The sequence below is a fragment of the Tepidisphaeraceae bacterium genome (assembly GCA_035998445.1).
In the GTDB taxonomy this organism is placed as follows: domain Bacteria; phylum Planctomycetota; class Phycisphaerae; order Tepidisphaerales; family Tepidisphaeraceae; genus DASYHQ01.
Map to the genome: position 1 here is coordinate 12,758 of DASYHQ010000063.1, position 12,607 is coordinate 25,364.

At 65.1% G+C, this 12,607-nt stretch carries 11 protein-coding genes; 5 read left to right on the top strand and 6 right to left on the bottom strand.

Annotated elements, in window-relative coordinates; all coding sequences use genetic code 11:
• Positions 1–734: 734 nt before the first annotated feature.
• A complete protein-coding gene (locus tag VGN72_23990) occupies positions 735–1,382 on the top strand; it encodes a response regulator transcription factor (GenBank protein ID HEV7302422.1) in 648 nt (215 codons plus the stop codon).
• A 178-nt stretch (positions 1,383–1,560) separates the two neighbouring features.
• Here VGN72_23990 and VGN72_23995 read toward each other — a convergent pair whose 3' ends face one another.
• Positions 1,561–1,803, bottom strand: a complete 243-nt coding sequence (locus VGN72_23995) for a hypothetical protein (protein ID HEV7302423.1) — start codon at positions 1,801–1,803, stop codon at positions 1,561–1,563.
• Between the two features lie 129 nt (positions 1,804–1,932).
• Positions 1,933–2,205 carry a hypothetical protein gene (locus tag VGN72_24000; GenBank protein ID HEV7302424.1) on the bottom strand — a complete coding sequence of 91 codons (273 nt, stop codon included), beginning with the start codon at positions 2,203–2,205 and terminating at the stop codon, positions 1,933–1,935.
• A gap of 115 nt (positions 2,206–2,320) precedes the next feature.
• On the opposite strand from VGN72_24000, the gene VGN72_24005 reads away from it, so the two are divergent.
• Positions 2,321–2,515: a hypothetical protein gene (locus VGN72_24005; protein HEV7302425.1), complete on the top strand. Its 195-nt coding sequence runs from the start codon at positions 2,321–2,323 to the stop codon at positions 2,513–2,515.
• Between the two features lie 444 nt (positions 2,516–2,959).
• A complete protein-coding gene (locus VGN72_24010; GenBank protein ID HEV7302426.1) occupies positions 2,960–3,415 on the top strand; it encodes a hypothetical protein in 456 nt (151 codons plus the stop codon).
• A gap of 38 nt (positions 3,416–3,453) precedes the next feature.
• Here the strand turns inward: VGN72_24010 and VGN72_24015 are convergent, their stop codons facing one another.
• Complete coding sequence (locus VGN72_24015) at positions 3,454–5,289, bottom strand: NPCBM/NEW2 domain-containing protein (GenBank protein ID HEV7302427.1); 1,836 nt, start codon at positions 5,287–5,289, stop codon at positions 3,454–3,456.
• A gap of 152 nt (positions 5,290–5,441) precedes the next feature.
• Between VGN72_24015 and VGN72_24020 the strand changes: the two genes are divergently transcribed.
• Both VGN72_24020 and VGN72_24025 read left to right on the top strand, forming a co-directional pair.
• On the top strand, positions 5,442–6,875 hold the full coding sequence (locus tag VGN72_24020; GenBank protein HEV7302428.1) for a vWA domain-containing protein: 1,434 nt from the start codon (positions 5,442–5,444) through the stop codon (positions 6,873–6,875).
• Positions 6,875–7,315, top strand: a complete 441-nt coding sequence (locus VGN72_24025) for a putative Ig domain-containing protein (GenBank protein HEV7302429.1) — start codon at positions 6,875–6,877, stop codon at positions 7,313–7,315. Before VGN72_24020 ends, VGN72_24025 begins: the two co-directional genes overlap by 1 nt.
• A gap of 1,495 nt (positions 7,316–8,810) precedes the next feature.
• Here the strand turns inward: VGN72_24025 and VGN72_24030 are convergent.
• The 3 genes from VGN72_24030 to VGN72_24040 form a co-directional block, all read right to left on the bottom strand.
• Complete coding sequence (locus VGN72_24030; GenBank protein ID HEV7302430.1) at positions 8,811–10,787, bottom strand: 3'-5' exonuclease; 1,977 nt, start codon at positions 10,785–10,787, stop codon at positions 8,811–8,813.
• A gap of 372 nt (positions 10,788–11,159) precedes the next feature.
• Complete coding sequence (locus VGN72_24035; GenBank protein HEV7302431.1) at positions 11,160–11,345, bottom strand: hypothetical protein; 186 nt, start codon at positions 11,343–11,345, stop codon at positions 11,160–11,162.
• Between the two features lie 55 nt (positions 11,346–11,400).
• Positions 11,401–12,183, bottom strand: a complete 783-nt coding sequence (locus VGN72_24040) for a hypothetical protein (GenBank protein ID HEV7302432.1) — start codon at positions 12,181–12,183, stop codon at positions 11,401–11,403.
• Between the last annotated feature and the right edge of the window lie 424 nt (positions 12,184–12,607).

The window sequence follows — 12,607 nt, forward strand, 5'->3', positions numbered from 1 at the left end:
CGCGGCCCCGACCTTGAACGCGTGTTCCCCAAGCGGCCTACAGTGCCGGACCGTGTACACCACTTGGCAGGCGTGCTGCGCCAGTCGCAACTCGACGAGGAACTGATCTTCGGCCCGCATCGGTTGCTCGGCCATCAGTCCGAGCCCGTGTGGCGAACAGTCGAAAGGAGTGACCGATAGGCACGTCTGGTCCGGCGTCGCGGTGAACGGCAGGATATCAACAGGCGATCGCGCGCGGCTCGCGCCGCCTCTTGTCGGGCATCCGCGATCCGTGAAAGTCGCCCAAGGCTAATGCTCCGCCCGCTCGACCGCTGTTGTGAGACATACTGGCACCGTCGGTTTCCGGGGTGCGCTGGTTTAGCCGGCGAACCCCGCGAGGATGGCAAGCCTTTTTCTTGACTGGGCCGCAGGGGCAACCCTGCGGCCCTTTCTTCATGCGAGCGTCATGGCGGCTCCGGCAGCAGGCCGATCGGTGCGTAACCTACTTCACATCTCGGTGTAGATTGGTCAAAAGCATAGTTCCTTTAAGCCAGTTGGCTGGTTGCTTGATCCGAAGCCCCGCGCGTAATAATGCCGACGGGCGCAGAAGGAGGGCGGGGAATCCTTGGGGATCGAATTCTTGTAGACCGTCGTGGCCCCGTACGCGCTTTTCCACGGATTTTGAACTTCGGGGGTGGGGCTCGGTGAGGGCGGCGACGTGCCCGTCTCGCAGATTATCTGGTACCGTATTCCCCATGAAGATCCGCGTGTTGCTCGTCGACGGTCACCGGCTCGTCCGCCAGGGACTGAGGTCGCTGCTGGACCAATGCAGTGACATAAAGATTGTGGGCGAGGCCGATGATGGGCCCGAGGCGGTCGAGCTGGCGCGACGGCTACGCCTTGACGTGGTCGTGTTGGACCTGCAGAAGTCCAAGTTGAGCCGTGCCGGGGCTGCGCGCCAACTCTTGGCGGCGGATCCGCGCCCGAAGGTCATCTGCTTGTCAGCGGAGAAGGACCTGCGCGCCGCGACCGAGGAACTGCGCGCAGGCGCCCTCGGCTACGTCCTCCATGAAGCTGACTTCAGAGACCTGGCAGACGCGATCCGTGCCGGGATGAGAGGCGAGGTTTACCTCAGCCTCGCGGTTGTTCAAATGCTGACGAAAGACTTCGCCCGCAGTGCCGGCGCCGAGCCTGACTCACCGTACGGTGGTCTGTCGGACCGTGAACTGACGGTGTTGCAAGTGATTGCCGATGGCAACACGACCAAGGAGATCGCGCGGCACCTGCTTGTCAGCGCCAAAGCCGTGGAGTCGCATCGTTGCAACACGATGCGCAAGTTACAGGTCGACAGCATCGCGGGCCTCACCCTGTTCGCCCTGCGGCACGGCCTCACATCCCGCTGACCGGCTGTGTTGTACGGTAGGCGGTCAACCAGCTTCGCCAGGCGGTTCAGCCGACGCTGTGGCGAGCCGAGGTAGACGTCCAGATGGCGGAACTGCTCGTGCGTGAGGGGCGGGCGAGGCATGACCGCCGCGTATCCGTCGGCGGAACGGGCGCGAACGACGTCTGGGCGCGGTTGGTTCAGAACTGGACGGGCGGGCGGGTCTGGCGTTCGATGAACACGAGATCGATCGAGTATGGCTGTTCAGATCGCTCGCGTTCGTCGGCGACGACGGGAAACGCAGGCGCGTTCCGCTCCTGCCGGAGTCGGGCCTTCCGCTGCTCGCGGATCTCCGTGACGAGCCAGTGGACGAGGAGAGTGCTGCCGATCACGAGGATCGGCAGCGCCTCATCGATCCAGATGCTGATGATCTGCTGAAGCATCGCTGTTTCGCCGGGGACTGAACGAGTCGAACGCTTCCCGCTTGCTCGGACAGTCCGGGTCGCCCGTCAGTACGGTTCTGGTGCACTAAGGTATGGTCGCGCTTCGACGAGTGAAGCGTGGCGTCAGGCTCAGTCGGTCGCCCCCGCGTCTCCGTAATACACCAGCGGATTTGGAGACACGATATCCTCGTCCACGTCGTCGCGCTGCTGGATGGGGAACACCGGTTCGCGTCCAGGAAAAGCGAAGGGATTCGCCAACGCCCGCGACTGCTGTTGCATAATGGTCTTGCTCCGCTCCATCACCCCAGCCGACCGCTCGCGTAGCTCCGCCGCGCCCGCGAGGATGCGTTCTACATTCAAGCAATCGGCCGCGACCTTAGGCGTGTGACTGGAGTCCATCATGGAGCGAATTATACCCCTCGCGTGAACGATGGTGACGGAAAATCAGGAATTTGCACCACACTTTCCCGATGCACCCGATCGGCCTTCAACTCGCATAGGGGGCTCGACCAGCGCTATGGAGACATCGATCGACCAGCAACTGGAAGAGGTCACCGACGAGATGGACGCGCTGCACCAGTCGCTGTCGACCGCACACCCCGACGAAGCGGCGAGGCTAATCGTGCGTGCGAGATCATTGGTTCAGCGTGGCCACGCGTTGCTCTCAACGAACCGAGAGGGCGAGGCGAACGTTAGCCATGCGACCCGTTGAACGGGAGGACGCGAATACAATTGACACGGTCAACCGGTCGCCGTCTCGGCGGGGGAGAAGCCACGGAACTGTTCAGGGCCCGCGGCAGCTGACCGCGTCAGTCGTGTTCATCGATCTACCGCCGCAGCAACTCGCTGGCGGTGATGCCCAGCGTGGCGGCCTGCGCCTCGAACTTCAAGCGGTGCGTGAGGTCGGACAGGTTCATCGGCTCGCAGCGGCGGCCCTTGGGCAGGGCGCGTTTGCCTTTGGGGGAGCGGGCGGGGCGGCGGGGGCTTGTACGTCGTCAATGTTGCGCACGGTATGCGCGCGCTGTGCGCATCGACATTGTGCCACCACGATTTACGAGCGGAAATCACCTTTTTCGCGTGCCATGTTGTCGGTCCGCAATACTTCCTAGGGCCGGTCGTGACGCCGGCCCCTGTTGTAAGAGTGAAGGGAGTCAGCGTGAGTACCGCCACCAGCGCGATCGCCGCGCGCGCCGTCACATCACCGTACCTGCGCGCGGCAAACCCGCGCGGCCGCCGCGTCCCCGGCACGTGCTGGGCTGCGACTGCTGGGAGTGCCCGGCCGAGTCCGAAGCGGGTCGCCAGCGCCGGTGGGCCAGCTACGGAAACGGCGTGCCTGGCGCCCGGGCCACCGCCGCCCCGTACGAGCGGCGCCGGACCCGGTATCTGGGCCGCAAGGCGCGGGACGTTCAGCGCGCTGCCCGAACTGAGGAACCCGTCCGCGTCGCGCGTCAACTGGTCGGTCAACTCGATGTACGGCGAGCCGTCGGCGAGCACGCCGGATTGGCCAACTACCGAGACGTTATCGACATCGATGTCCGACACGACGAGCAGCACGCGACCGCGCAGCTTGCCAATCGCATCAGTGTTTCGGACACGGCTGAGGCCGGCGTAAAACCGCGCCGCGATGGCGTCAAGGCTCGTACGCCCGTACTACCTCGTATAGTCGCCGGTGACGTCGTAGAGGTCCTCGCCCGACGGCAGTTTCAGCTCACCGGTACTCGTTGCCGGACCTGGGATCGGTTCCGCACTGGCCATCGTCGTCGTCCACATCGACATCAGGCTACCGCCGCCCGTCAGTGGCACTTCCGCCGGGTCGAACAACATCGCGTCGAACAGCAGGTCCGGGCTGCTGGCGCTGAACTGGTGGACCTCGACCGCCAGCACGTTCGTCCCCGTCGTCAGCAGCGACGGGCTGACCGACTGCTCGAACCACTTGTACAGGTGCCCCTCCGAGCCGATCACGTTGCTCGAGGCCAGCGTCGTGTAGCTGATCGTCCCCGACGGCATGTTCGTGCGGAACACCTCGGTGCCGTTCAGGTAGACGACCGCCCCGTCGTCCCGCTGGATCCGCAGGATCAGCTCGTCGATCGCGCTGGGGTCCGCGACCTCGAACGCCTTGCGGAAGTACGTCGTGCGGTACTTGTTGTTACTGTTCGACCCGTAGCCCACCGTCGTCTGCTCTTCCCCCGTGTTGTACCCGAGCGGCACCGCGCCGCTCGACCAGCTGCCGTCGCTGAACGAGGTCGCCCGCCAGGCGGTACCTTGGTTGGACCCATTGTCCCGGTACTTCCAGGTCGACTGCGCCTGCACGAGCGAGTTGTAGGTGCGCAACGCCACCCTGTCGAAGGGCGACGTGTTCACCGTGGCCGCGTCACCTGCGGTGACGGCGAGGCCCCCGTACGCGGTGGTCCCCATGTCGACCACGCCGGACGACACCGCCACCCAGGTGGTGCCGTCGGTCGAGTAGTAGCCGGTGAACGTGTCGCCGCTGCGGCCGACCTTTACCCAGCCGGGCGTCGTCAGGTCCGTGCGCGACAGCGTCTGCCCGCCGGCGGTCGGGCGGAACAGGAACATGATGGTCCCGTCGGGCCGGACGACCATCGCCGCGTGCGGCGCGTCGTCGGTCAGGCCAGCGCGGATCATCACCCCCGCCTTCGCCGCATCGTCCGTATTGCCGACCGACGTCACCTCCGCGACGAGCTCGCCATCCCCGGCGAGTACGTCGTACGCAAATTGGAACTGGTCCTCGTCGTTGTAGATGTTCGTGCCCGACGCGGTGAGCGTGAAGGTGCCCGTCGCGTCGTCGTAGTTCGACGTCCCGGCGGTCAGGACGCCGCCGACGTCTTGGGCCGCCCAGCCCGCCGGCAGCGACAATGGCACCTCGACCTCGACGGCAGTCGCGAACGCGGACTCGCCGCCGCCGGCGAACGCGAGGACCCGGTAGTGATAGGTCTCGCCGGGCTGCAGCGCCGCGTCGCTCCCACGTGTCATGCCGGTCGGCAGGATCGCCACCGCGGTGTAGTTCGCGCCGTCCGTGGAGCGTTGGAACTCAAACCCCCACTCGTTTGCCGAAGCGTCGGTCCACGTCAGCGCGGCGGTCGTCGGCGACGCGGCCACGCCGGCGAGCCCGGTCGGTGCGGTCGGCGTCGCGGGCGTGCCGCCGACGAGCCGCGCGCCGGCCCACACGGACAGCCCGGGGTCAATGTCGCCCCAGTCGTCGAGCGCGACCAACTTCAGCTCCTCCACGCCCGTTACGTCCACGCTGACGTTCGGCGTCGCCGAGGCGCTCGTCAGCACGCCGCTGTCGTACAGCTTCACGCCGTCGCCCCAGACCTGGAACGCGACGCGACCGGGCCCCAGCCGCGTGTCGGTCGTCGCGAAGTCCGCGAGGAACCGGTGGTAGCCGCCGCCGCCGATCGAGTAGACGACCTCCGAGCTGGCGCGCACGCCCAAGCCCTTGGGGTGCGCCACCCCGTCAACGACGATGGGGCCCCATCACCGGTCGGGTAACGACGCACTGGACTACCGCCTGCTGAGTGGCACGACCGGCGAGTCGGCGGCACAAGAGCTCGTGGAGCTGTTCGAGTACCAAGCCGACGGCTCGCTGCAGCCCGTCACTTTTGGGCAGCGGGAAGCGCATGCAGATCACGACCGAGGGCAGGATCACGTGGACGCTGTCGGCCGTCCGCGTCGGGCATCAGTACCGCGTCCGCCTGCACGTCCGGGAGTCGACCACGGTCGATCAGTACTCGGCCGTCCAGGAGTTCGACTTGATGGTTTTGGTCGACCCGGCCAACCGCCCGCCGGTGATCGTCAGCGAACCGACGTACGTGCACCGGCTGCCAGCCGACCCACTTCCGTCGGACGGCGACGTGACCCCGGTCGACGGACTACATTTCGCGGTCGCTCCGAACCAAACTATTACGCGTCAGGTCTCCGTCACCTTGCCGCCGGGGTCCCCTGAGATCGACGTCGACGTGTTTTTCCTCGTTGACACCACCGGTTCGATGGGAAGCCTGATCGACTCGGTGAAGACCGGATTTGCAAACATCGCGAACGAGTTGATCTCTGATCTTCCCAACGCGGACCTGCATTTCGCCGCAGCTGAGTTCAAGGATTTCGAGGACGGCGGGTCCTTCTCGAACGGTCTCGAGATAGATCAGTCCCTCACGTCCAACCTTTCCGCCGTCCAGGGGGCGATCAACGGGTGGTCCGCCAGCGGAGGCGGCGATACGCCGGAACAGAACTTGGCGGCCATGGAGAAGCTAGCAAACAACTGGTCGCTTTACGGTGGTCGCCAAGGCGCGCAGCAGATCGTCATCTACGCGGCCGACATCCTCGGTTGGGAAGATGGCGCCAAGGGTTATCCGTACCCGTCCCTCGATGTTGTGATCGGCTCGCTGGTGGCAGCAGACGTGGCAGTTTACGCCCTGAGCAATTACGGTGTGGGCGAGAGGCTGGACGCGGATGGCTACCTAGACTGGTACCTGCAAATTCCCGAAGATGGTCGGAAGCAAGGCTCGGCAATCGCCGCAGGCACGGGCGGAGAAATCTTCTACAACGTCAACTTTGGCGACGTGGCAAGCGTCAGCGACACCATCACGGGCAGCATTACGAGCGCCGTCAACGATATTACCGTTGACGTTATTGCGTCCGACCTGTCCGTTCAGTTCACCAACACGACCGGCGTCGTCGGCGTCATCCATCCCGGCGACACGGCGACGTTCGACGTCACGTTCACAGGTGACGGCCAAGCCCACTCCTTTGACCTGCAGTTCGTCCGAGCAGGAACGGGCGTCCAACTCGGGAAGCTGCCGGTCACGGTCAACGCCGACTGGAGCTACGATGTTGACGCGATAGACCCCGGCGAGGACGACGTAACTTACCAGCCGATAGGCGACTCCCACGGCGCATCCATCGCACCCGGGTCCGGCGTGATTGCGTGGCAGCCTATCGAGTCCAACCGGAGCTACGCGTTCACGGTCCAGGCACGTAATAGCCGCGGCGGCACGCCACTCAGACGTGGACGGTCCTCGTCGACGACTCGAGCGATGGGAATGCGAGCCCCATAATCGATGAAAGAACCGGGCCCGTGCCGTCAGTCGGCCGGGAGTGGTCGTTTGACATCGATGCGTCCGATCCCGACGGAGACCGACTGCGCTACTTCCTGAAGAGCGGCACGGGTGATGAAGCCGAGATCGATCTCAACAGCGGCGTCCTCAGGTGGACGCCGACCAGCAGTAATGCGGTGACGTTTACCGTCCGCGTCACGGACGGGAACATGGGAGCAGACGAGTGGACGTTCACGCTCACGCCCCAAAGCCTCAATCTGATCGCCAACCGCCCGCCGAGCTTCGTCTCGCCCCCTCTCCGCGCGGCCGTCGTCGGCGAGTCGTACTTTTACGATGCCGATGCCGTCGATCCCTATGCCGACTCGTTGACCTTCACGCTGGCAGAAGGACCGGAGGGCATCGTCGGCGGCACTGTAGGCTTTGCGAGTCCTTCCAGGTAGCCAAGATGCTCGATGCCGACAAGTTGGGCAAGCCACTTGGGGCGGATCAGGAGGTTGTGCCGCACGCGTGCGACGTACGCCGACCCGTTCGCCCGCCCGTGTGAAATGCATCTGGCCGTACTCGTAGGTCGAGAGCTTCGGCGGCGTACCGTCGCGCGCAACTCCGACCCAGCCGATAACGGCGTTTCGACGTGCGGCAGCGACTCTGGGACTATCCGTTCCGACCGCAGGATAGGCCCGGTTCGTGGCACCGTCGCACCTCGATGCGCGGTAGCGAACGCCTCGACGTCCAATAACCTCTATGTGCGCGAACTGCCGCCATGCTCGCCGCCCCGGGAATTTTTCTGAAGCTCCTCGGCCAAAGCACCGGACTTGCAGGCTAAAGCGCCACCCCCCCGGGGGGCCATTGCAGTTGGGTCCCTTGCGTCACGCCCTGCCCTACCCCTGTTCGACGACTACAAAGTGAAGGGGCGTCCAAAGCCCCCCAGCCGCTCCTTCGAGCGTCCTGGCCCAGACGGCGTCCATACCGCTCCAATTTTTGATTCCGATTTCTCATCAACGGCCGCGAGCGTAACCCTGAGGAGAAGCGGTGGGGCGGTGACCTCATCTTTGGGTCTTCGGGAGGACTTCCGGTGGACAATGCGCAGGAGGGTTGGGTCGCTGCCACGGCTAACAGGCATTCGCGACGGCCCGGCAGGCCGCGGACGGTCAACCGAAAGCTGGCTCCGTCACGGTCGGACGCGTCACCTCCAGGTAGCTGAGGCGGACACAGTCGTACCACTGACACAACGGTGTCGGTCGCGGCCGCATGCCGAACGCCACTGGGGCGTGGCCATCGAATCGATGGCTTCAGTTCAGCGGCGGGAGATGAAGTGCTCGTGCATCCAGACGCAGGGCGACCCACGAGCTGGTGCTGGCGGGGGAAGTTGGAGGCTCCGCTATCTGCTCCTACGGAACGACCAACCCCATTGAATGAGCGAGATGCCTTAGTGGGCCGAGGCCGCAAGCCGACGTGCGGAGCAGGCAAATGTTCTTGGTAGAACCCTCGAACATGGTTAATTTTTGTACAGGTCGCGGCGGTGCATTTTTGCACAGGCTTATGCAGCAGGGATGGTAGGGGCCGTGAAGGCGGGGCACCTGGCGACAGCGCGGAGGACGAGCCTAAGGAGTCGGGGAGCGTTTCTTAGTCCCGCTTGCAGCTCACTTATACCCCTGCACACGCGGATCTGCCAGTGACGTTGAACTCCTTGAGTCGTTGAACGTGTCCATGCCCCAATTGCGACGCTCCGCACCAAGGCCGAGGTTGACCGGCTTCTTTGAGCCCACGCGCGTGTACTGGACATTCGCATCCAGGTACCCCCTGAAACATCACCGACAACTGCCGAATGGGTAAATAAAGCCCCATTCATCCTTTACGCGCCTGAAGGACCTCCGTCGTCGGTGGCGCGACCCCCTTCTGTCTGTAACGGGGGTCGACCCGCACGCGTGACTGGCGTCACGCGCGTTGTGGACCACGGAGCCGCATTGCAGCCGTGACCGCGTTCTGCGGCACCTCGAATCGGCCATCGCGCGGAAGCGAGAGGTGGAACGTCAACTGTCGCGTCGCGCGCGCCGCGGCCGGGTGTAGAATCGCAGGGACGCTCACGGCGGCGTCGTCGCATCGCGCGTCGACGCCTTGGGGGATCGTGAGATACGCCGTGCTGGGCAGCAGCACATGCACGGCGGTCCACACTTGCCCGCGTGCGACCGATGGGCTCGATACGGTCAGCATTGGCTCCGGCAGCCTCATGCCGGGGCGGCCGCGCCCTTCAAAGCGGAGCTCGGGCGGGTTCGCGTCGACGTGGTCGAGGAACGCCTCCAGAGAGGCGTGTGCGCCTGCCATCCTGCGGACGGCGGCTAGCTCTGCCATCCTGTCGAAACTCCGATCCTTGTAACGACGCGCCAACTTCGTCCTCGCAAACGACAGGATGGCACCGAACTGGTCTGTGGGTCGCTCCAGCCGTGCGATGTGGCGCAGCGCGTCACAGAGGGTGGCCACGTGATCGGAGTGACGCGGAACCTCCAACGCCGCCATATCCGCAACCCGAGCCAGCGCGGATTCCAAGGACGTAGTGGCCCCGGCCTCGTTTACCAAACGGGCGATCGCCTGCTCCCCGAGCGACGTCATCAATCGCAGGGCTTGCGCCCAGGCCCACGCATTACGGTGATTCGCCGCGATCCGCAACATCGAGAGCGCGTCGCTCGCGTGAGCGAGCCGATCGATACCCTGAGGCCCGACCAGGCGGAACGGCACGTCGGCGTTGGCCAACAACTGCTGGAGCCCGAGCGCGTCGTTTGCGTCAAAGCTCAAGACCGCTTGGTCCGTCAGCGACACTCCGCGCTTGGCGAGCCGAAGAACGTCGGAGAGGATCCGGCGATCACGTGAGCGTTCATCGGGCGATACGCGAATCAGGGGCACGGAACCCTTCGGCTTCACGCCTGACGGCGACACGGATGCCGTCGGTTCCGAGCCGCTTGCCGCTGCCCGCAGCACCTCCAGCAGTCGTTCGAGGTAAGGGTCGCGCCGAGACCTCGACGATGCATTGAAGCGCGTGACCGAGGGCAGCCGTGCACATAGTTCAGCGGTCGTGTCACCCCGCGGGATTAGGAACGAGTCCGAACGGAGCGACTCGTGGGCGTACACGAACAGCTTAGCTTGACTACCAACCATCAGGCATAGGCAGTCCAGCGCGATGGCGGTCAGCATCTCCGCCCGGTCGACGATGACGTGCTTGACGCTTCCCATGATCGGACCCTGCAATCCCGGCGACGAGCGGAGCGCCTCGGCCAGCGTTGCGCGGACGGCCGCGGCGGTGATGTACCCGAGCGCTTCTCCTTGCCTTTTGTGCTCCGCGCGAATCGCTTCAACCCCTGCCTCGTGTCCGATGAACCGCGGATAGCGTTCGCGGATGAGCCTGCCCACGGTCAACCGCGGGCGAGCCGTCAGGATATCGAATATCTCCAGCAGGTCGCGGGCCACGGTGTGACCGCGACGCCGGTCGACGAGGCCGATCTTCTCCGCCAAGGTGGCAATCGCGCCGGCAGCGACGTCATTGTCGAGCCGATAGACGTTGGCCGCGACCCGCGACCCGCCGCCGGCCCGCCGCAGCGCCCGCAGCAGAAACCAATCGACCGTGCCGACGAGGAGCCGGTCGAGCACGCCGTCCGCAAGCGCCGGCAGTAGGTCGGACGGGCGGCGGTTGGCGGCCAGTACCGCGATTTCGGACGGGTCGACCCCTCGCTCGATCAACTGACGGATCCGGAGAGGGAAGACGTCGGCGCGGCCGTTATCTGCCATGTCCCTTATTACCACGTGGCCGGCCAGCGCAGCCGAGAGGCCGAGCGCCGTCGGCTCGGCGACGCGTCCCCTCTCCGGTGCGGCCGGGGCGAGATCGTGTTGCGCGCGCGGGCATTCAACGCCGATGTGCGTCACGTTATTGATGCGTCCAAAACCTGGTCCGAACATGTGGATTCCTACTTCTCACGCGCGTCGTCTGCGCGAGGCAAAACATAAAAACTGTGCGGCCCCGCAGGACCCATCCTGCATCCGGCACATCGCGAGCGGTCGGTCGCGCTGCGTTAGGCCGCGCCACGCCGGCGTCGCGGCTACCGCGGCCGCCGCCGCGACCGTCGGTGCGAGGGCAGCGCGGGCTGGTGCGAGTTCAACGACCATTCGTTGCGCGGGCGCGGGTCGGAGGGTCAACCGCTTCGCATCTCACCGGGTCCCGACACCAAGCCGGGGCAAGTCAGACGATACGATGGTGGACGGTGGGAAATCGTGTACCGCTCGGTGGGAATGAGTGGCCTACCGGTCTCCGGACCGTTCCACGATCCGATATCCCTTGCCCGCGCTCTCCGGGAACTGAATGACTCGCGCCCAGTTCGGGTGCGACTTGGCGAGCGACTTGAGCGTCTTGCGCGCGCCGCTGCTGACGGCCTCTAGCTGATCTTTGGACAGTCCCACGTCGCCAGTCAGAAGTAGCTTCTCCACCAGCCGATAGCGTGCGTCGCTCAGGCGAGGAAGTTCTTGGCCTAACACGAGCGGTTCAGCACCGAGCCCATTGAGCACGACACTTCGCGTGATCGCCGTACCGTAGAGCCGGCGTTTCCCGACCAGATGCGCCGGCCTCTATGGCCACCAGCGGCGCGAGCTTTCCAATCGCATCCCACAGCAGATCGGGGTAGTCCCAGCGAACCTCCGGGCGATCGTCCCAGAGATCCCCCCAGTCCGAGACGACCTGCGGCCTCGGCGACCGTTCGCAGGCGGCGCGGATGGTCTCGATGTCCGCGTCGACCATCCACGCCGGGCGTGAAGCACTAAGCGAAGCCCCGACAGATCGGGCGACCGCCTGATGGCTGTCGATCATCAGTCGGTGGCGTGAGCCCTCGAATCGCCAAAGCGCGTACGCCGGCACCGGGAACTGGCCCGTCAGGCTCCTGAGGGGGCGGCCCATCGATCCAGTTCCTAAGGCGCGCTGTTGTTCCGCCAGCCACTGGTTGATCCCCGCGTCGTGCTGCAGGATCGCGTCCGCGGGTCGGGTCGTTGCTGGGGCGTGAAGATCGAGGCCGAGGATGTCGTAGAGGCGACCCTTGTCCGGCGTCATTTCTAGCGGCACATGAATGTGGGACGGGCTCGCCTGCCACAGGAACAACAAACGGTGTCGTCGCAACGAATGTTCGATTGACCGGACGGTCGGCGACGTTGCCGATCCCGTGAAGTCGAACTCGATCGGCAACGGGGCCACCACGGCCGGCTCGTCGTCGGGAACCGGTAGCCGCTGTAGCGACGACGGGTCGGCCGGGTCGTAATCCGGCGGAGGCATGATCATGTGGAAACCGGTAACGGGCGAAACCGGGGGCACTTGGGTGGGCCACTCTCGTCGTTTCATGGGCACGATGATATCCCGTCCGAGCGGCAGCGCAGAGGTATGATTTTGCCCGCGATCGAATCGGACTCCCCCGCGTCGTGGTACCGGGGGCGTCGTCGATGCGCAGGACCCTTGGCTACGGAGAGTAGAATTCGTCCCCTCGAACGCGCGCCCGATTTTCTGATTGACTATAGGTGGGGGACGGAGATGTACGAAGATGGGAGAGGACTATAGAGGTTTCGTAGCGACGCGCGGGCTTGCCTCAACTGCGTGGCACTCAGGGTGCTCCACGCCTTCCCCAAAGCCACCGGCCAAGAACGACCCAGAAGACCCGATCGCATCCCCCGCACGGCCGTACGGCGCTGCCCCGCGGTGTGAGGGTGGA

What these genes read in the sequence shown, in the direction of transcription:
- VGN72_24005 (HEV7302425.1), top strand. Translation starts at nt 2,321, where the DNA reads ATGGAGACATCGATCGACCAGCAACTGGAAGAGGTCACCGACGAGATG.
- VGN72_24000 (HEV7302424.1), bottom strand. Translation starts at nt 2,205, where the DNA reads ATGATGGACTCCAGTCACACGCCTAAGGTCGCGGCCGATTGCTTGAAT.
- VGN72_23990 (HEV7302422.1), top strand. Translation starts at nt 735, where the DNA reads ATGAAGATCCGCGTGTTGCTCGTCGACGGTCACCGGCTCGTCCGCCAG.
- VGN72_24020 (HEV7302428.1), top strand. Translation starts at nt 5,442, where the DNA reads ATGCAGATCACGACCGAGGGCAGGATCACGTGGACGCTGTCGGCCGTC.
- VGN72_23995 (HEV7302423.1), bottom strand. Translation starts at nt 1,803, where the DNA reads ATGCTTCAGCAGATCATCAGCATCTGGATCGATGAGGCGCTGCCGATC.
- VGN72_24040 (HEV7302432.1), bottom strand. Translation starts at nt 12,183, where the DNA reads ATGATCATGCCTCCGCCGGATTACGACCCGGCCGACCCGTCGTCGCTA.